We start from the raw sequence: 20167 nt of genomic DNA, 5'->3' as shown, positions 1-20167 counted from the left end.
CATGACGAGCACCCCGATCCTGCAGGTCGACGAGATCGCCGTGACTTATAGCCAGATCATCCCCGCCTTGCGCGGGGTGTCGCTGGCGGTGCCGGAAGGCGCGATCGTCGCGCTCCTTGGCGGCAACGGTGCGGGCAAGACGACCACGCTCAAGGCGATCTCGAACCTCGTGCGTGCCGAGCGCGGCGAGCTGACGGGCGGACGCATCGTCTATCGCGGCGCAGATGTCACACGCGTGGAGCCGTGGACACTGGTCGAGCGCGGGCTCGTTCAGGTGCTGGAGGGCCGACGCTGTTTCGCGCATCTGTCGGTCGAGGAGAACCTGCGGATCGGGGCATTCGCGCGGCGGCCGCGGCGCGCGGAGATCGGGGCGGACATCGAGCGGATCTACGCGATCTTTCCGCGTTTGAAGGTAAAGCGGCAGACGCCGGCCGGCTTGACGTCGGGCGGCGAGCAGCAGATGGTGGCGATCGGCCGGGCGCTGATGGCGCGTCCAGCGCTCGTCCTGCTCGACGAGCCTTCGATGGGGCTGGCGCCGCTCGTCGTGGAGGAGATCTTCGAGATCGTTGCGGCGCTCAACCGCGACGAGGGCGTGAGCTTCCTGCTTGCCGAGCAGAACGCGACGATGGCGCTGCGTTACGCCCACTACGGGTATGTGCTCGAAGGGGGACGCGTCGTGGCACAGGGCGCGTCGGCCGAACTTGCGCAACTGGACGCGCTGCGGGACGCTTATCTGGGGGGCAAAGCCGTCGATTACACGGCGCGGCGCGTGAAACGTAACAGTCAGTCTGTGCCAGAGGCAGCCGTGCAGATTCCTGAGGTCGGGTGAGTTGAATGCTCGGGGCCGCGCCGGAGATTGTGCCGACAAAGACCTACCTGTCTATTTTCTATTTGATACGACGCGCCAAGACTGTAGGCGCGATCGTTGTCGAAACCTCCAGCTGTTTGAGAAGCCATATAGCGCACCCAGCTTGAGACCGCCCATCAACGTGCTCACGTACTTGATCGAGTTATTGATGCGGGTCCAGTTGTCGAGGTTGTCGCCACGTACGACTAGGCCTTCAGCAGCACTGGGAGCAGCTTGGCGTGTTCCTCGACCCACAAGAGGCCATCGCGCACGCGAATTTTTTCGCAGCAGAGCGAGGGAGCACTCCGTATCAAAGGAACTTACGCGGTCGGGAAGTCGCGATCCGCGCCTCACGCGAGCGCGTGTTATTTCGTCTTCAGCGACGCCGCAGGATATTTCGATCCAGCGTCAGGGGATGGCCTACCGTTTCCGATCGAATCCGGCATCCGAGCGGCAACTCTTGCTGCACGTGTATCAAAGCATCCCGACAGACCAAGCCTTGCCGCTGCGCTCTATTGCGATGGGCTTTGCAGGACTATCTGGTGATGAAAGTGGCGCTGCAGCAAGTCTATAGCCGCGTAAATCTTGATATCTGGTGCAGCCAACGCGACAACATGACAACAGCTCCGAACACGCGGATTGCCAGTTAGCCACCGTCACAGAACCGTGCCGTGAGCGTCGGCAAAACGCTGCTGCCGATCGAGACGTCAGAGTTGCGAGGGCAGATATCAGAGTCTGGCGTTCTAAGATAGTAAGAGCAGAGGTAGTCGGCCGTAGCGAAAACTTCGGGCGCGACCACCGGCATTTGACGGGCGGTCGAGGTACTGGTCGGACAACGGCAGCTCGCAGTCGGCCCTTCGTCGCGACACACCTGGTGTCGCGACAGAGGCAGAATTAAGGTGGTCTACGGATCGTCAGAGGAAGATTGATTGCGCCCCGAGTATCACGTCGGCGGCCCGGAAATCCGCCGTACGTTCGCGCATGCGCCGTACCGCCGCGATGGTGACCGCCTTGCGCAGGAGCGCGTCGGCGTCGGCGATAGTCCGGCCGCCGAGAAGCCTGATCATCTGGGCAACGGCTTCCGGTTCCACGTTCCATGCGCCAGCCAGTTTATTGGCGACGACTGCTCGCACGTACGCGGACATCGCCTTGTTCGTGGGAATGTCGAAAAGGATCTTTTCCTCAAACCGGCCGCTACGTACTGCGGCCGTGTCAATTCGTTCGTAATGGTTAGTAGCCCCAATGAAGAGCACATCGGGTGTCAGGCCGGAAGCCCCGTCTAGTGTGTCGAGGATCTTTTCGGTCAGCATTCCATGTCCGCTGTGTCGTCGATCCCCCAGGATTCCATCTAACTCGTCGATAAACACAACACATGGACGAATGTCACAGGCTTCGCGGTATAGCGTGTCCCACGAACGTGGATCTGCGACGATATCTGCACCAGTAATCTTTAAGAATGCGAAGTTAGCTGCTTTGGCAAGGGACAGGGATGCCTGACTCTTCCCCGTACCCGGTGGCCCAACAAATAGCACGCCGCGCGGAAGTGTCGAGCCGAGCTTCTCAAGATTTTCAATTTCCTTCATGCGGTAGGCCAGATTTCGCAAAGCACCGCGGGATGTATCGGGCATGATGATTTCGGAAATTTTCTTGACGTCCTCAGGCAGGCGTCCCTTGCGCCCCCGCAACAAGCGCATTGCCTGCATGCCGATTTCGAATGTCACCGGGCCCGTGAATATTCCGTCGCGATGCATCTCGCGCAGTTGGCCTCCCAGTGCTGTAAGCCGTGCGGCGCTGAATCCTTCCCAGCGGCGGGCGAGCGCTGAAATCGGTTCACGCTTGGCGAAACCCTCGCCCAGTTCCGCAGTGATCGAGCGCCGGAGAAGTGCGATCCGGGCGGTAACGTCGGGCGGCGGGATCTCGATCTTGAAGTCGAAGCGACCGTCGCGTGTGCCGGCGCAGTCAATGCCACCGAGGAAGTTCGTTGCTGCGACGAGGATCACTTTCGAGCCGCGCAGTCCAACGATCTCGGTGAGCATCACATTGGTCAAGTCACGATCCATGGAGTGAACGTTTCCGTCGCGCGGCTTGATAAAGGAGTCTATCTCGTCAATGAAAAGCACACAGATCCCTATCCGTCGTGCCTCGGCGAAGACTGCCTTGACCTTTGCTGGGGTTTCGTTGACCCACTTCGACGCGATATCACCGTAGCTGATTGAGAGAAAGGGCATGTCGAGTTCGCCCGCCAGCCCTTCGGCGAAAAAACTTTTGCCGTTGCCACCGTCGCCGAACAGCAGGATGCCGTTCCTGTGTGAATTTAACGTGCCTTCAACAATCTCTCGGGCCATGCGGAACAGGCGCGATTTCGTCTCCTGCATGCCGACGACAGATGAAAAGTCATGTCGCGGCTTTCGAACGCTCTCGCTGAAATCCCAGCCGGGCGTGGTTACCTGGGCAGCCGGTACTGCGCGCGGCTCGTGACTGGGGGCCGGCTGATGTGCCGGCGTCGGAGCAACCGGTAGCTCCTGAAAAGCCGGCAACTCGTTTGCTGAAGCTGCCAGCCTGGTGCGTGCCGCCGGTGCCCGATTTTCAGGACATACATCTGGTACAGGCTGCCGGGACGTGATCTTCATTTCAAGCGGGATGAACACGCGCGTGCCTTCCACAATAATCCCGACAGGCGCACGGCGCTGGTGCAGACGCCAAAGCTTGAAAGAAGCGGCCGCGATGGCGGCAATGGCAGCGGGACTCCATGTCGTGAATGTGAGCGCTGCGAGCGTCATGCCGAAAACAAGCACGACGAATGCTGTCCATGTCCAGCCACGCACGTCGCGGTTTGGAACCCAGATCAGTGATGCAGCAACAAGCGTCACGACCGAAACAGCAAGAGCATGCACGGTTTCGTGGTGAAGTAGCGCGTGCCATTCGTGATGCACATAAGCCAGGCAGGCGATAATTACAGCAACGCGTAATATGGTAAGTAATGCGAAATGTAAGGTTTTCATCATGATCTCATGAGAGCGGGTTTGGGATGATGCGAAGATTGTCGTCCGGGTGATCTGGATCCAGTATGCGACCCGTTCCTCGCGACGCAAGTCGACAGCGAGAAGCGGGGCTGCCAGTGGGGTGCCTTACCTGGCCGCTTCGTGACGCCAGAAGCGGACCGGCACACGCACGCGCCTGCGCTGGGTGCGACGTCTTTTGAACCGGCAAACCGGGACGCGTTTTCTCCTGGTTTCGCGCCGTCGGACGTAACGCAGCGTCGACAGGCGTCGAGGCAGTTCTACGGTAAGACGGGCGAGCCAGAGCCGGATAACCTCGACAGGAACTTCGTCGGGTACATAAAGCGTCATCCGTTTGCTCGAAACGCGAGTCACGGATTTCCCATTGGGCTTGTAGGTAAACCGGCGAATCTTCATACGCTGACTCCGAAGGCCGTGGCCGTTGAGTTGGGATGCGGTGAACTCACTTCCTGCCGTTACGGCGTAGCCATCTGACGAAAGTAATGAGAGGGGCAAGGACGTCAATAAGGAACCCATGCGCCTCATCGATGGCAATCTTCAGAAGCTTTCTCATGCAATTCATTGATTCGTACTCCAAATTCAGGTGTTGGTGAGCTTGTGCACGTGATGTCGCATGCTTTACCGTGGTGGATGCAAAAACGCGCGTGCGGAGCGCGTCGGCCGCGTTGTCACGGCGCTCGGGACTGACGTTCGTGACACTTTCAGCTTCTCATGAGATTTTCAGAGCGCAAGTCGCGCCGGGTGATGATCCGGGTACAGCACGTGGCCGGAGATGTGGAGCGCCGGCGGCTAACAGAGCATCACCGCGGCGCAACCGGAAGCTTCATGCATGACGTTCGTGAGGTTTATCAGCTTCCCGAATGGACGGCGGGAACAAAGGAACTCGTGCGTCGGGGACTGAAGGCGAGGAACTGGGCACGGCGACAAAAACTATTGTGGACAGGCGCGTTAGGCCCGCTCATCCGTGTAGGTGTCGAATCGTGGGGAGCAAAGAACGTGTCGTCTGACACGGGGACTCAGGGAGTGCTCAGCGTCGCGAGGCTGCATTCCCTGTGACATGCGCGGAGGCGGGGCGGCGGCAAGGTCGCCGTCCATGGGATGTGGCTACCTTCAAGAGAAAGCGCGTCGTCGAACGCTCCGTACATGACCGCGCAGGTTTCATTAACGCATGCGAGATGCATCATCGACGTCGGGTCGCCCATGAAGGAGATCGGCTTATTCACGGAGGCAGAAATCTGCGCTGGAAGGGTACCCCAGCGAATAGTCACGGGAAAATGTCCTCGGATCCGCTATTCGTCTTCATCCGATCCCTGGCCATTATTGCTGTTTCGCCCAGATTCAGCGGGTGCGTCAGCGGGTTTCCTGCGGACCTTGAGCAGCGGGCCTGCAAGTACGGTGACGTGTTCCGGAAATGGAACATTGACAGGGCGCAGGGCTTCTTCACGGGTGGCGAGGGCGAAACGCCGCAGGCGTGCCTGGAGTTCACTGGATGTCTCGTCGGGAAGCGGGGCATGGCGCTTGCGTCTTTTCATTACAGGCTCCTCTGGAAAAGTATCGCCCGAACCCGGCTTCGAGTTACCTCGTCGAGATACAGCATCATGTGCGACTCGGTGCCGCCCGGTCGATTCTCCATATTAGCCGCATGCAGTTTTCAGGCAAGCCCGGCTGCAAACTTCATCCTTCAACATCGGTAAGCGGCGGGTGCGGCGCGGCGGGGAGTGCCTTTGGCGTGTTGATCTCATAGCCGGAATCAGTCGGGATGTTACGTTCGATCCGGCGCCGTTAGCGGTCGAACGGCAAGTCCGATGCGGCCGCTATCGCGGCGGGATTGTCAGTGGTCGCGCAGTCGAGTGAGCCAACGCGGGTGCCAATGAGGCGAATGCGCCGATCCAGCGGGAGCCGTTTCAGAGTTTCAGACACACGCCAACGGCCCGGCGTATGACCGCTCCATCTGCGACTCCTCACGTGTTCCATCGCGATCGCGCCAAACAAGCTGCTCGCACAGATCGGCTCAGAGCTGGACAATCCGGACGGCCTCACGATCCTCTCAATGCCGATCTCGAATCGCGCATCTGGCCGCTGGCGGCGAAGAAGGTCAACGGGATTGGACGACGCGCGAACGAACCTCTTGCGAGAATGGGAATTACGACAGAAGCAGAGCTCACCGCAGCTGACCCGGCCGTCTTGCCGGAGCATCTCGGACGCACCTCTGCCGCGTGGCCGGCGAGAATCTCTCGAGGCCTCAACGAGCGCGCTGTCGGGGTGTCCTCGAAGCCAAGTCGATGAGTCGCGAAACGAGGTTCGAAAGGGACAGGTAGCGTGTCGCGACGACGCGGACTGGACGCAGGCTGCGGGTCGCGAGCGGCTGGCGATGGACGGGGTTATCGGGCTGCGGCAGTTCAATCAGCGGTTCTCCTGTCAGACTCCTCCCCCGATCTGGTTATTGCTCACGCGTCCAGTCTGCTCTACGGGAGCTGACGGATCGGCTGATTCGCGTTCGCCCGTCAGCGGTCGCGTTGCCGGCTTCTTCGAGGCCGTGCGCTTATCCGAATTGAGCGCTTTCTTGAGTTCAAGTCGGCGATGCTCGAGCAAAAGTCTGCCGGGCGGCCTGGCGAGTTCAACTTCCGGTGTTTGCAGAAGCGTGAACAATTCGGCGGGAGTGATGCTGGCGGTTCTCGGTACAAGCTGTGCTCTCCCGCTGGCGCGGAGAGAAGACGTCGCCTGGTCAATGGCCACCAGAAGATCTGCAGCGAGACTTCCTTCGTTCTCCAGGGCGCTGGATTGTCCGGTCGTCGTCCCGTCTGAGTCTCCACTCCCCAGTATTTCCAGCAGCAACTGCCTGAGCGAGCCGGTGGCGAACATGCTGAGGACGTCGACGGCTTCCAGGGTTACGCGCAGATGCCGGAGATCGACGGGGCTCCATGGGCAGGGTCGTTTGGTGAGATCGAGTTCCAGTGCAAACTTCCAGACACGGCGCAACAAGCGGATTGGCCCGTCGGGGATCCGGACGCGGTTCTCACGTTTGCACCAGTTGAGAAAACACTTCTCACCAGTGATGGCGTCAAAACCAGGATTCCCGCACCCGGTAAAGTAATCGCGCAACGTATTGAGTTCGAAGGATCGCCAGTTTGCAGCCTGCTCGTTCGGTTGTGGAAGTGAACACAGGACGAACGCGTCGAGCAATGCAATGGCGGTAGCGGGAGGGTCGTGTTTGACCTCATCTTTTCGGTGGTGAACCCAGCGCACACATGCGAGTGTGAAGTCTTTGCCCAGGCTGATGCGTCTTCCGGCCTTGGTGAGCACGTAGTACGTGACTGTTCCATTCCGCGCGGGACGCGATCGCATACCCGTGGGCCGGCGTTGATCACGCGTCATGGCCATTTCTCCTTGGCGTATACGCCAGGCTGATCTCAGGTCGAAGGTGTCCGACATATTGGGAAACGATCTCCAGGGCGTCGATCACGGCGAATTTCAGTCGAAGCAGTGTTTCGAGGTGTCGCTGGACATAGGCATGCCGCAGTCCATGAATGCCCAGACTGTAACCAAGCGCGCGCTTGCTGGCGTCTGTGAACGACTGCGACAAATTTTGGCCGCCTCCAACATCGAACATGGAGGTGCGGTTGATTCCCCGGTCGATGACCTCAAGCGGTTCGCCAAGCCGTACCTTCCGTATTGCTTCGGCGAGATCTGACGGAAGCCATACCAGACGGATCAGTCCGCCCTTTCCGGTTGTGCTGAAAAGCGCTCCGTCAGGGAAGCCCGTGAAGAGATCATTTCGCCATGGGCGGTCGGCAGTCCGTTCAAGTTCGTCTACTTCACGCAACTCGTACATCTCGACCGCGCGCATCCCGGAATAAAAAATGGTGTGTGTCGACAGGCTGTGCCGTGAGCACTGCCGTTTGGCGATTGCGCAGACTTCTGCGTGCGTGTATGCCCGGCCGTCGACAAAGGTCTCAATGTCTGCGTCGAAGACGGGGAGTGTGATACAGAACACGAGCGCCAGCGCCTGTCTGTGTTGGTCTAATGTCTTTTGGCGCCAGCGCTTCCCTTCGACTAGAAGGTAGTTCTCGATTTCGAGCCGGCAGGCTACGGCATCGACGCCGACGCCGGCGGCCAGGCGCCATTCGAGAAAATCCTTTACGCACTGCTGGTAATTCCGTGCGGTGCCAAGGGAGGTGATCAGGTCTCGCGTGTGCGCACCCAAGTCGGACTTCTTGTGCCCAAGTATGAGTACCTGGGAAACAAGGCGGCGCGCCTGTTCGGCTGCGGAGAGGGATTTGGTCCTGCGGCTCATTTGGTTCTCCTTGCCCATGCAAAGTCGAGTCCGATCCGGTGGATGAAGCGCAAGACCGTCGTCCGGTGGACCTCAATTCCGAAGCGCGTCCGCAGCTCTTCCACCAGGAAATCCAGTGTGTAGCTCCGCGCTTCAACTCCGGTGATGCGCGACATCGCGCAACGCCGAAGCCACGCAACAACGGCCGGCTGGTTAAGCCGCGAATACCGCTTACGTCGAACCATGACGTGTTCCTCCGTAGATCTGCGCGCCCGGGAGGGGGTGGGCGCAACCCGCGCAGCAAAATGCTGCAGCCTCTGAGGTGAGGCATGTCGATGACGTTGCGGGTTGATGGCGTGCGCGACCGTGACAAGGGGGGGCGCAAGGCAGGCGGGGAACCGGTTGCAGGGGACTGTTGCGCGCTCCGGTCCAGGGCGTCGCGAGGCGCGACTGAGCTGCGGGTCTGTCGGATCGAACGGGGGTATGGATGAGCCTGTGCCGCCGCGCGAGGAGCGGACGTGCACAGTGGCCGCGAAGAACACGCGTTCTTGATGTTCTCGCCATGTCCTCAGGACACAGGAGATCAAAGCATGGTTGTCTGAAACCTGTAGTGCGAGCGGAAGGTATTCCTTGTCCGTCGTACGCCAGGCCAGTTCATGTTCCGGCGGGGACTTGCCGAATTTCAAAGCAATGCCACGGGGGCTGCTCGTATATTAGCACTACTGATCAGCGAAGGTGTTGCATAACAACAACGGGTGATGCACAGGATCGTTACCGTTCCTGCGTGGGATTCTTGATGCATCCCGCGGCAGGAACGGTGAGGCCCGTGGACTCGCCCGGCCGGTCTCCCGGTCATTCAGTGTCCTGCAGGTCCATGGAGGAGAAGCTGAACCCACCGATTGCGTTCTCGAGTAGCTGGTTCGTGAGCTCTTCCCCCGCCGGAAGCTGCTGGAGGATGACCTGCGACGGTACGAGATTAGCGATCAGTGCTGCCCCGGAGGCGTCGAGCCGGCCATCTCGAGCCAGCTTGTGAAGAGCACAACCAAACTCTGCAAACCATGTGATCGCCGCCGACCGTTTCTTTGCCGAGGACTCGGAAGCCAGGAACTCGCACAGCAGGGGGTGCATCGATGAGTTGACCGTGTATTGGCCGCGATATTTCATTTCGCGCTCCTCGCGCATGCATCGATTGCCGCCTGGCAAAATCCAATCGAGTTCGCAAAGCGCGGGTTTTCCACGACCTCTACATTGCAATTCAGCGTCTTGCGCAGGTCAGGCAGGTAGTAGTGGGCCGCGCCGCCAGTTGCTAGCACCGTCAGATCTTCGGTCGTCTTCAGGCAATTCGCAATGGCCTTGCAGATCGGCGTCGTGACATGCTGTGTGCGCTGGAGGAACGGCGTGAGGTCAATCTCCGCGCCACTGTGGACGAGCGGTCGGTTTTCGACGATCGCCCGGTCGATGCGATCCAGGTTGCTGAATCTTCCCTGATATTGCTGCTGGAGCTGGGCTGCGATCTCGCGCAGGACGAGCGCTGCGCCGCCCGGGAAGCCGCCACATCGCTCCTTGTCGGGCTTCAGGCTCGCCGAGGCGGTGAAAATGTCGGTTGTACCGTATCCGATGTCTACTGCGGCGATTGAAGTCCGGGTGTCGAGGCGTACAGAGTTGTTCCTGGCAAACGCGTAGAAGGCGCCAAGGGGTTGCGGGATTACGGTCAGCTGCTCGACCACAAACTCGCCATGGCCAAACTCGTGGACACCGCGGAATTTGTGGACGAGAAATTCCGCGTGTCGGAGAAAGGTATGAAGCGGCAGGCCAAGGGTGAGCTGCTTGAATCGCTTGAATCCACTGGAGCGAAGCGCTGCGAATACCAGTGCGGCATATTCCTTGGATCGTGGGAAATCGTCGAGTTCAGTCCGCACGACGCTGGTTGAGTCAGGTTCCGTGTCGCAGGTGTCGACGATGAAAGCTTCTCCGCCGATCTTGATCTCGAGTTCAGATTTCCGGTTGCCGAGCAACTGGGTGCTCGAATTGAGCGGTGCGTCGGCTGCAGGCGCCACGACCGAGGGGAAACTGAATGTCTGCATGCGACCGGCGTCGGCGCAGGCTGCCTTGACCGCCTTGTACCCCACGTCGATGCCCATGGCTACGCCTGCGGGTGAAAGAGTGAGAGTCGGTTCGTGGAAGATCATGAGTAGTCCTTGTGGTTACTGAAAAAAGCTGCGCGTCTTGGGATGCGCAGTAATCCCGTCATGCGCCGCGCGATGCCTTCGCGCAGAACGCCAAGGGTAGCAGGCAGTTAGTCTGGGCGTTCGCAATCCTCCGTCGTAGATGTCGGGGAACTCGGATAAAGCTGGTGCTTCTGAAAGATTTACGGCAGTGCCGGCGCGCCCGCGCACGGGCTCGACTGGTCGGATTCAGCTATTTCGGAATGGCGGCACGAAGCGGACGAGGCGCGTGACACCATGACCGGTGAGAGGCGGTCAGACAGAATGTGGAAATTTGATTGATTCCCGGGGACGCGGCGCGCATTGACAGGCAGTGACAGCCTGAAGCGGCGAGGATGATTGCGGGGAGAGGGTGTGCATTGCCGCACGTGACGAGCGCGAGCCCGGGCTGGAAAGTCCAGGTCAACCGCGTTGCCGGTGCACGTCCACCTGATCCACGGCAGAGTCGTGGGTCAGGCGTGACGCTTGTCTTGCACGGAGCACAAAAATACAGTGCCCGTTGTCTTGCTTGAGAGTTATGCCGCAGTGGCGGCTGAGGGTAAAGCAGGTTCTACCTATCTGCGTTGCATTCTGCATGCCTCGGAGGTCTGCGTCAAGAGTCTTCGTCGTCTTTGTTTGCTCCGTGCTCCTTCCTGACTCTCCAGCAGAGGCATGAAGGGCGAAATCGTTGAAAAGTCCTACTTAAGTCGGACTTTGGGAGCGGCGCGGCAGAATTGGCAGTACGAAGTGCTACATATGTAGCACTTCGCGCCAATGCATCGATCCGTCGCCACGGAGGGCGGTCGGCCGGTGCGGAATTCAGCGTAGGGGCGGCACCGGCGGTGGCAATCTGGTGCATGTTCCCCCCGTCCGGACGTGGAAGCGGCGGAAGGACGTTAAGCGGACGAATTCCGGTAGCCAACCGCGGCCAGATTGAGCTGGGCTCCTGTTGCGTTTAAGGATCCCGGGTGCACGTAAGGGTGGCGCTGCCTTTGCCTTGTCTGGCGGGGCTTTGCCGGATAATCCTGGCTCTTTAGGGGACCCTGACACAGCCGTCGTACTACAACAAAAAAGGTGACGCAGCTGATGGAAATTTTGGCGATAGGACGGGTTTGGCTGCAGGTTGCATTTTTCCTGCTCGTCGAGGTCAGGGCCGATGCCTCTGGGCGACGCGCACCATGGCCTGTGGGTAGGTGAATGGGTGCTAGGTTGTTTGGTCCTTTTGGGCTGACCCGTTGCTGACACACAAACAAGATGATCTTGCTGGCGTAGTTAGCGTTGCGACAGGGCCCGTTGAACCTGGTGGGAATTGAATCCGATGATTGCTTGAGCGTCGCCTCGGATGGACTTTGCTGGCGTTCCATGTGGGCATCCGGCGGTCGCGCCTCCAAATGCAGCGCTCCAGGAGTGCCGCGGGAAACGTGTGATGGAGTCGAATCGGCGCCCCCCCACCAACGTGCTTGGAGCATCGCGGAATCTACCGCAGATTCAAGTTCCTGGTTTCACGCGAGGCGACGTCAACCGCTTGACGGTACGCTTCGCAACGCGGCCGCTTGCCGCAGCAGCCACGCTGTGTTGTTGATGCGTCGCCAGCAGCAGATTGCCCGAGTAGCAGCCTCCGGGCTTGAAAGGGGCTAAGATTTTCCGTGCCGCTATGGTCTGATGCCTTGAACAAGACGCTGCATCGCTTCCTTCTCCTCATTTAACATAATGCAAATTAGCGAAGTTTTGCTTGTTACGGCTTTTTTGAAATGTCGCTTTCCCCCAAACCTCACGGCTTGACGCTGACCGAAAGCGGCACCGACTCGAGCAGATCATCGAGCCCGAGCCACAGAATCTGAATCCCGATGCACAGCAGCACGAACGCGAGCAAGCGCATCATCACCTCGGTGCCTACGGGGCCGAGCCGCTTGCCGACGTGTCCGGCGAAACGCACGCAAAGATAAATGCAGCCGCACAGCACGACCAACGCCAGCAGAACGCCCACGACATTGACAATCTGCACCTGGCCGCGCGGCCGGCCGGTGCCCAGGGCGATCGCAACCGCGATCGATCCTGGCCCGACGGTGACAGGCAGCGTCAAAGGATAGAACGCCATGGCGCGCAGCGTGTCCTTGCGCGCCGCATCAGGCGACGCCTCCGAAGGCGCACTGCGCGCGTCGCCGAACGAATTATGAAGCAGATTCCAGCCGGCAAACGCGATGACCAACCCGCCTGCAACCCGCAATACGGGTATCGATATGCCAAAGAACGACAGCACATAAGCGCCCATTATCAGCGATCCAAGCAGGATGAAAAGGCTATTGATCGCGATGCTCCGCGCGAGAATTGCCCGTTCGCCAGGCGTCGCGTGCGGAAGGATGCTCAGGACGATGAACCCCGCCGCGGGTGGATTGATGACGGGAAAAAGTCCTGCGAAGACGAGGAGGAAGGTATCGGAGAGTTGATTGAGCATCCCTGTTCTCCCGTGGCTCCCCGGGAGTATAGGAGCCGGCGGGCGGCCCGTTCCATAAGACGATGGTCTCATTGGCATAGCGTTCGCCAACTTGGCCCCAGCCGTCCGATCCCCCTCGTCGCCGCGAGCCTGATGGCCGCCGCCGCCTCTCGCTGTCCTGGGCATCGATCACAGGGCCAGGCGCGCGGCCGGCGTGCCGTTCACATCAGCGCCCTGCGCTCCCCTAATGCGTTCCAGCGGCGTAGCGCCCGGCTTTCGTGATCGAAGCCGAGAATGCTCACCGAAGCCGTGTCGAGATACAGATGCTCGCCCAACGCCGCCGAACCGGAGATCCAGCAGCCCCCCAATGCGCGCAGGAAATGCGCGTGCGAAAAGAGCGCCACGCGGCCCCGCAAGGCAAGCAGGCTCTCCACTACCGCCGACGCGCGCAACTGAACGCGCGCGAGATCCTCGCCTTGCGCGATGGGCGAATGCCACACGCTCCAGTCGGGTTCGGTCTTGCGGATATCGGTCGTGGTGCGGCCCTCGTAGATCCCATAGTCCCACTCGTGCAGGTCGGCCGTGATCGTCATCTGCTCGCCAAGGCCTGCAAGCTGGCACGTTTCGATGGCGCGCGCCATGGGACTGCAAAGCACCGCATCGAAGTGCTGTGCGGCGAGCGTCGGCGCCAGCGAGCGCGCCTGCTCTCGTCCGTGCTCGGTCAGTGGGATATCGGTTCGTCCCGTATGCTGCCCCGAGCGGCTCCACTGCGTTTCTCCATGACGGATCAGCCAGATTTCGCGCACGCCAGAGGTCAAACCGGCAGGGTTGGCGGACATTGGAGACTCCAGTTCGAGCCCCGCGTGGAGCACGCGGGATGTTTGGAGGATACCTGTTTCGCGGGTTTTGCGTCGCTCCCCTCCCCGTTGTTACGCCACGCAAACGAAGGCATTTCGAAAGCAGTGCGATGGTGGCAACTGCCACGGCTCAATTTCTTCGCACTACGAAATCAATCTGCCCCGCGAGACGCCGCTCACTCTGGCATGGCAACCCCAAGCTCGGTGAGCACTTCCCGCGCGCATCGAAACGCCTCGACGGCGGCCGGCGCACCCGCATAGAGCGCGCTATGCAAGAGCACTTCGCGAATCTCGACCACGCTTGCGCCGTTGTTGATCGCGCCGCGTATGTGGCCCTTGAGCTCCGTGCTGCGGCCGAGCGCGGCCAGCATCGAACAGGTGCACAGGCTGCGTGTCTTCAGATCGAGACCCTCGCGCAGCCAGGTGCTGCCCCACGCGTGCTCATTGAGCCATTCCTGCAAGGGGCGCGAAAAGCCATCGAGATCGCTCATCGCGCGTTTCACGAACGCTTCGCCCATCACCAGTGTGCGGCGCGCCTTGCCGGCCTCGCCGGCGTTGTCGTTGTGTTCGCTCATCGTCGTCTCCGTTCTGCACGAAAGGGATGAGCGATGGTACCGCGGCCCTGCCCAAAGCACGGCGGCGCCGCCCCTTGCGAGGCGGCGCCGCAGCGGCCCGTCGGTTCCCGGTCATGGCGCTACGCCACTTCGAGGGCAGCATCGCAGACGCGAGATGCCAGTCAATCGTGCGCCATGGCGCGGTCGATCGAGATCTGCGACGGCATCATGTTGACGTTGGCGTTATGCATGACCCACAGCGAAAGCCCGACGATCACCGCAATCAGAAAGGCCGTGCAGATGAAGATGCCCGTGTTGGCGCGCTGGCTGCGCGACGCGCCGATATGCAGGAAATAAAAGAGCTGCACGACGAGCTGCGCGATGCACAGAACGACGATGGCCGCGAGCCCGAACTCCGGCGAAACGACTCGGCACATCACTACGCCGAACGACGCGAGCGTGAGCACGAGCGAAAGCACGGTGCCGATCATGTAGCCCTTGAAGCTGCCGTGCGACGCGTCGTCACCAGCGTGGTGAATGGCATGGGATTGGCTCACAGGAAACCTCGCAGATAAACGAACGTAAACACACAGATCCACACGAGATCGAGGAAGTGCCAGAAAAGGCTCAGGCATGCGAGACGGCGGCGGATCGTACCGGTCAGGCCAAACTTGAAGGTCTGATGCATCATGACCGCGATCCACAGCAGACCCGCCGTGACGTGCAAACCGTGGGTGCCGACCAGCGTGAAGTACGCGGAGAGATAAGCGCTCGTGCCTGGCCCGGCTCCGTCGGCGATGAGCTTGGCGAATTCGTTCACCTCCATCGCGACGAAGCCCGCGCCGAACAGGAACGTGACGGCGAGCCACACGATCACCTGGCCGCGCCGCTGCGCGTAGAGGTTCAGCATGGCCATGCCGAACGTGACGCTGCTCGCGAGCAGCAGCAGCGTTTCGCCGAGCACGTATGGCAGTTCGAATAGTTCCCTGGCGCCTGGACCGCCCGCCGTCGCGTTCGCGAGCACGCCGAACGTGGCAAAGAGCGTCGCGAAGATGAGGCAATCGCTCATCAGGTAGATCCAGAAACCCAGCGTGGTCCTGGCGCCGTCGTCGTGATCGTGACCATGACCATGGGCGTGAGTAGTAGCAGCGTGAGCCATGGTTTACGCCATCTCCTCGATTTGCTCGGGTTGTTCGAAACGCTTGATGCCGAGTTGTCTGAAGCGCGCATTCTCGATGCGCTCGACCTCGGCGGCCGGAACCCAGTAATCCACATCCTGGTCGTAGCTGCGCACGATGAACGTGGCGATCATGCCCACCAGGCCCACCGCCGCGAACAGCCACATGTGCCACACGATCGCGAAGCCGAACAGCAGGCTGAAGGCCGCGATGATGAAACCGGCGCCGGTATTGCGCGGCATGTGGATGTCTTCGTACTTGCGCGGCTGCACCCAGGCGCGGCCCGCTTCCTTGTTGTCCCAGTGCTGCTCCATCGAGGTGATCTCCGGCAGCACGGCGAAGTTGTAGAACGGCGCGGGCGACGACGTCGACCATTCGAGGCTGCGGCCGTCCCAGGGGTCGCCGGTCAAGTCGCGGTTCGCCTCGCGATCGCGCAGGCTCACCATGATCTGCACGATGAACGCGAGAATGCCCATGCCCACGAACACCGCGCCCACGAGCGCCACGACGAGCCACGGATGCCAGTCGGCCACCTCATAGTGGTTCATGCGGCGCGTCATGCCTTCGAAGCCGAGGATGTAGAGCGGCGTGAAGGCGAGCCAGTAGCCGATCAGCCAGCACCAGAACGACACCTTGCCCCAGAACTCGTTGAGCGTGAAACCAAATACCTTCGGGAACCAGAAGCTCACGCCGGCGAGGCAGCCGAACACCACGCCGCCGATGATGACGTTATGGAAGTGCGCGACGAGGAAGAGCGAGTTGTGGAGCACGAAGTCCGCGCCCGGTACGGCCAGCAGCACGCCCGTCATGCCGCCTACGGCGAACGTCACCATGAAGCCGATCGTCCAGAGCGTGGCGCTGTGATAACGGATGCGGCCGCGATACATCGTGAAGAGCCAGTTGAAGAGCTTTACGCCCGTCGGGATCGAAATGACCGTGGTCATGATGCCGAAGAACGCATTGACATTCGCGCCGGAGCCCATCGTGAAGAAGTGGTGCAGCCAGACGAAGAACGAAAGCACGCCGATCGACGACGTGGCGTAGACCATCGACTTGTAGCCGAACAGCGGCTTGCCCGAGAACGTGGCAATGATTTCGGAGTACGCACCGAACGCGGGCAGGATCAGGATGTACACCTCCGGGTGTCCCCACACCCAGATCAGGTTGATGTACATCATCGCGTTGCCGCCCAGCTCGTTCGTGAAGAAGTGCATGTCGAGGTAGCGGTCCATCGTGAGCAGCGCGAGCGTGCCGGTGAGCACCGGGAACACCGCGACGATCAGGATGTTGGTGATAAATGCCGTCCATACGAACACGGGCATCTTCATCATGTCCATGCCCGGCGCGCGCATGCGCAGGATCGTCACGATGAAGTTGATGCCGGAGAGCGTGGTGCCGAGGCCCGATAGCTGCAACGACCATATGTAGTAATCCATACCAACGGTCGGGCTGTAGCCGAGTTCCGAGAGCGGCGGATAGGCCACCCAGCCAGTGGCTGCGAAGTCGCCCACGAACATCGACACCATCACGAGCACCGCGCCCACGACCGAAAGCCAGAACGAGAGCGAGTTGACGAACGGATAGGCGACGTCGCGCGCGCCGATCTGCAGCGGCACGACCACGTTCATCAAGCCCAGAATGAGCGGCGTGGCCACGAAGAAGATCATGATCACGCCGTGCGCCGTGAAGATCTGGTCGTAGTGATGCGGCGGCAGATAGCCCGCCGCGTCGCCATAGGCGATGGCCTGTTGCGCGCGCATCATGATGGCGTCGGCGAAACCGCGCAGCAGCATGACGACCGCCAGAATGATGTACATGACGCCAATGCGCTTGTGATCGACGGACGTGATCCACTCGCGCCACAGATAGCCCCACTTCCCCGCGAGCGTGATCGCGGCGAGCAAGGCGAGGCCACCGAGCGCTACGACGGCGCCCGTGCCCATGATGATCGGCTCGTGCCAGGGAACGGCGTCGAGCGTGAGTTTTCCGAACATGGTGTGATTACTCCGCTGCCAGGATGGCGTTACGGTTGAGCGTGAGCGCCGGGGCGCCGCTGCCCGGGACCGCGCTGGGGACCGTGCCGCAAATGGGGTTGCCGTGCACGTCGCGCATGTACTTGCCGACCACGCCGTCGAAGAGGCCGGGCGCGACGTTCGAATAGAGCGTCACCGGGGTCTTTTCGCCGGGTTGCGCGAGCCGTTCATAGGCCGCGCGGCTCAACATCGTGGGCGAGGCCTTCGCTTGCGCGATCCACGCGTCGAAATCGGCGCGGCTCTTGGCGAGCGTGTCGAAATGCATGTCGGAAAAGCCCGGGCCGCTGAAAGCCGCCGAGCGGCCCGCGTAGACGCCGGGCGCGTTCGCGATGAGGTGCAGCTTCGTCTGCATGGCCGGCATCGCGTAAACCTGGCTGCCCAGTTGCGGAATGAAGAACGAGTTCATCAGCGACTCGGCCGTGAGGTTGAACTCGACCGGCGTATCGACGGGAATCGCTAGCTGGTTCACGGAGGCCACGCCGTAATCCGGGTAGATGAAGAGCCACTTCCAGTTGAGCGCGACCACGTTGACGCGCACCGGCTTCACTTGCGACTCGATCGGGCGATATGGGTCGAGCGAGTGTGTCGTGCGCCAGATCAGCACGCCGAGCGTGAGCACGATCACACAGGGAATCGACCACACCACCACTTCGATCGCAGTCGAATGCGACCAGCGCGGCGCGTAGGTCGCGTTCGTGTTGGAGGCGCGATAGCGCCACGCGAACCACAGCGTGAGCAGGATCACAGGAATCACGACGAGCAGCATCAGGCCGAGCGCGATCAGGATGAGGTTCTTTTCCTGCACGCCGATGTCGCCCTTCGGGGCGAGCAGCGCCATGTTGCAGCCGCCGAGCAGGACGAGCGGACCGGCCGCGGCGACGAGCGAGGCGCGACGCAGAAAGCGGGCAATAACGGGAGTACGGGGTGAAGGCGGCGGGCCGGCCGTGGCGGCCCGCCCCGAGCGAGGGTCTGGATTGCGCATGTCTGGTTCCGAGGTTGACGTTCGCGCAAACCCATCCATACGTGCTCATTCTGCTGCTGCACGAGCCGCCCAATCGCACGACCACGCGCCGCCGCAGATGCCATACATAGCCTATATGTATGGATTTACGCGCTTCATGCACGCATGCTAGAGTAAGACATGACGCATACATCCGCGACACAATGACACACGATCACCCTTCCCCGAGCACCGGCGAAATCAATGCATGGGCCACGGCGATGCAAAGCGGCAGCGGCCCGCGCTACCTGCGGCTCGCCGATTTCATCGAAGACGCTGTGGCGCAAGGCGCGCTGCGCCCGGGCGAGCGCGTGCCCGCGCAGCGCAGCCTGGCCGCCCTGCTCGCGGTCGATCTGACCACTGTCACGCGCGGCTTCAACGAAGCCCGCCGGCGTGGCTTGATCGAGGCACGGGGGCCGCTCGGCACCTTCATCGCCGCGCCGCGCGCCGAGCTGCTGCAACGCGTGGACCTCAGCATGAACATCCCGCCGCCACCGGTGGGCCTCGAGATGGATGTCCTCCTGCGCGAGGGCATGTCGCGCGTGCTGTTGCGCAGCGACGCCGACCTGCTCATGACCTATCACATGGGCGGCGGCGGCCGCGCCGACTGGGAAGCGGGCGCCAGGTGGCTCCGCCCGATGCTCGGCCAGGTTGCGCCCGAGCGCGTCGTGGTCTGCCCCGGCGCGCAGGCGGCGCTCGCAGCACTTATCCTCGCCTTCACGCAAACCGGCGACGCCATCCTTGCCGAGCCGCTGATGTATCCGGGCTTGCCGCACGCCGCGGCGCAGCTGGGCCGGCGCGTCGAGCCGGTTGCCGGGGATGCCCACGGCATGCGCCCCGACGCGCTCGAAGCAGCCTGCCGCGAACACGCGGCGCGGCTCGTCTACTTGAACCCCACGCTGCAAAACCCGACCACGGCGACCATGCCCGAGTCGCGCCGGCTGGAGATTCTCCAGGTGGCGCAGCGCTGCGGCGCGCGCATCGTCGAGGACGATCCCTACTGGCGCTTCGCGCCGGACGCGCCTCCCCCGCTCGCGCGTCTGGCGCCGAACCAGGTGTGCTATCTCGCGACGCTTTCCAAGACGCTCTCGCCCGGTTTGCGTACGGCGTATCTCGCGCTGCCGGACGAACAAGCGCATGGGCGCCTCCTGAGCGCGTTGCGTGCGTTCTCGCTCATGGCCGCGCCGCTCACCAACGCGCTCGCCACGCACTGGATCGAGGAAGGCGTGGCCGAGCAGATCTTCGCTGGCGTGAAGGCCGAGGCGCGCGAGCGTCAGCGCATCGCGGCGCAAACGCTGGGCTCGTCGGCGGGCGCGGGCATCCACCTCTGGTACACGCTGCCGCGTTACTGGCAAGCGCGCGAACTGGCCGCCGCCGCGAGCACCGAGGGCCTCGCCGTGGCGCCCTCCACGGCGTTCCAGCAAGGCCCGGAATCCGCGAATGCCATCCGCATTTCGCTGGGCGCCACGGGCGAACGCGAACAACTGCAGGCCGCGCTGCGCAAGCTTTCTGGGCTGCTCGCGAACGACCGCAGCGCGCAGGCGCAAGTGATCGTGTGACGGCGCCTCGCTCGTGAGTCGCGCGGCGGCGCGCACCATTGCCCACCCTTCGCCCACCATTGCGCACCTGCACCCACGATTACGCACCTGCGCGCACCCTTACGCACCATCGCGCGAGGTGCGGCCTTCGCGGCTCGCGCTTGCGTGTTCTTCATCGGCTGCTCTGGCATCGCAAATGCTACGTTTTCTTTCTTCAGTGCCCCTGCGC

The 20167-nt window shown here is 61.6% G+C and carries 16 protein-coding genes and 1 pseudogene; 2 read left to right on the top strand and 15 right to left on the bottom strand.

All coding sequences use genetic code 11. The features are described 5' to 3' along the window. Window position 1: 1 nt before the first annotated feature. Window positions 2-829, top strand: coding sequence for an ABC transporter ATP-binding protein (locus tag BMI01S_RS23420; RefSeq protein ID WP_028232081.1), 828 nt, complete (start codon window positions 2-4; stop codon window positions 827-829). A gap of 64 nt (window positions 830-893) precedes the next feature. Here BMI01S_RS23420 and BMI01S_RS43155 read toward each other — a convergent pair. The 15 genes and pseudogenes from BMI01S_RS43155 to cyoA form a co-directional block, all read right to left on the bottom strand. Next, window positions 894-1042: pseudogene (locus BMI01S_RS43155) on the bottom strand (porin); the annotation flags it as partial. A 719-nt stretch (window positions 1043-1761) separates the two neighbouring features. Continuing rightward, window positions 1762-3852 (bottom strand): AAA family ATPase, encoded by a 2091-nt coding sequence (locus BMI01S_RS23415; RefSeq protein ID WP_244145339.1) that lies wholly within the window; start codon window positions 3850-3852, stop codon window positions 1762-1764. Between the two features lie 1304 nt (window positions 3853-5156). Next, complete coding sequence (locus BMI01S_RS41000; RefSeq protein ID WP_154671387.1) at window positions 5157-5399, bottom strand: hypothetical protein; 243 nt, start codon at window positions 5397-5399, stop codon at window positions 5157-5159. 886 nt (window positions 5400-6285) lie between these two features. After that, a complete protein-coding gene (locus tag BMI01S_RS23405; RefSeq protein ID WP_154671388.1) occupies window positions 6286-7242 on the bottom strand; it encodes a hypothetical protein in 957 nt (318 codons plus the stop codon). Then, window positions 7232-8161, bottom strand: a complete 930-nt coding sequence (locus tag BMI01S_RS23400) for a site-specific integrase (protein ID WP_051381527.1) — start codon at window positions 8159-8161, stop codon at window positions 7232-7234. The genes BMI01S_RS23405 and BMI01S_RS23400 overlap by 11 nt, the downstream gene beginning before the upstream one ends. Then, window positions 8158-8316, bottom strand: coding sequence for a hypothetical protein (locus BMI01S_RS23395; RefSeq protein ID WP_154671389.1), 159 nt, complete (start codon window positions 8314-8316; stop codon window positions 8158-8160). The genes BMI01S_RS23400 and BMI01S_RS23395 overlap by 4 nt, the downstream gene beginning before the upstream one ends. Before the next feature lie 676 nt (window positions 8317-8992). Continuing rightward, window positions 8993-9304: a hypothetical protein gene (locus BMI01S_RS23390; RefSeq protein WP_154671390.1), complete on the bottom strand. Its 312-nt coding sequence runs from the start codon at window positions 9302-9304 to the stop codon at window positions 8993-8995. After that, complete coding sequence (locus BMI01S_RS23385) at window positions 9301-10329, bottom strand: ParM/StbA family protein (RefSeq protein ID WP_154671391.1); 1029 nt, start codon at window positions 10327-10329, stop codon at window positions 9301-9303. The genes BMI01S_RS23390 and BMI01S_RS23385 overlap by 4 nt, the downstream gene beginning before the upstream one ends. 1786 nt (window positions 10330-12115) lie before the next feature. Then, entirely contained in the window at window positions 12116-12799 is a 684-nt protein-coding gene (locus BMI01S_RS23380; RefSeq protein WP_028210191.1) for a MarC family protein, read from the bottom strand. A gap of 200 nt (window positions 12800-12999) precedes the next feature. Next, window positions 13000-13617, bottom strand: a complete 618-nt coding sequence (locus tag BMI01S_RS23375) for a histidine phosphatase family protein (RefSeq protein ID WP_042290733.1) — start codon at window positions 13615-13617, stop codon at window positions 13000-13002. 194 nt (window positions 13618-13811) lie between these two features. Further along, on the bottom strand, window positions 13812-14210 hold the full coding sequence (locus BMI01S_RS23370) for a carboxymuconolactone decarboxylase family protein (RefSeq protein WP_028232316.1): 399 nt from the start codon (window positions 14208-14210) through the stop codon (window positions 13812-13814). Between the two features lie 161 nt (window positions 14211-14371). Next, window positions 14372-14746 (bottom strand): cytochrome o ubiquinol oxidase subunit IV, encoded by a 375-nt coding sequence (gene cyoD / locus BMI01S_RS23365; RefSeq protein WP_028232317.1) that lies wholly within the window; start codon window positions 14744-14746, stop codon window positions 14372-14374. Next, window positions 14743-15348: a cytochrome o ubiquinol oxidase subunit III gene (gene cyoC / locus BMI01S_RS23360; protein ID WP_028210201.1), complete on the bottom strand. Its 606-nt coding sequence runs from the start codon at window positions 15346-15348 to the stop codon at window positions 14743-14745. Before cyoC ends, cyoD begins: the two co-directional genes overlap by 4 nt. Window positions 15349-15351: 3 nt before the next feature. Continuing rightward, entirely contained in the window at window positions 15352-17361 is a 2010-nt protein-coding gene (gene cyoB / locus BMI01S_RS23355) for a cytochrome o ubiquinol oxidase subunit I (protein ID WP_028232318.1), read from the bottom strand. A 7-nt stretch (window positions 17362-17368) separates the two neighbouring features. Continuing rightward, window positions 17369-18382, bottom strand: a complete 1014-nt coding sequence (cyoA, locus tag BMI01S_RS23350; RefSeq protein ID WP_028232319.1) for a ubiquinol oxidase subunit II — start codon at window positions 18380-18382, stop codon at window positions 17369-17371. A gap of 182 nt (window positions 18383-18564) precedes the next feature. Between cyoA and BMI01S_RS23345 the strand changes: the two genes are divergently transcribed. Then, window positions 18565-19959: an aminotransferase-like domain-containing protein gene (locus tag BMI01S_RS23345; RefSeq protein ID WP_028232320.1), complete on the top strand. Its 1395-nt coding sequence runs from the start codon at window positions 18565-18567 to the stop codon at window positions 19957-19959. Window positions 19960-20167 lie beyond the last annotated feature (208 nt).

The sequence above is a fragment of the Paraburkholderia mimosarum LMG 23256 = NBRC 106338 genome (assembly GCF_000739815.1).
Taxonomy (GTDB): Bacteria; Pseudomonadota; Gammaproteobacteria; order Burkholderiales; family Burkholderiaceae; genus Paraburkholderia; species Paraburkholderia mimosarum.
The sequence above is the reverse complement of the archived record's forward strand: the minus strand, read 5'-3'. Positions and strand labels throughout refer to the sequence as shown.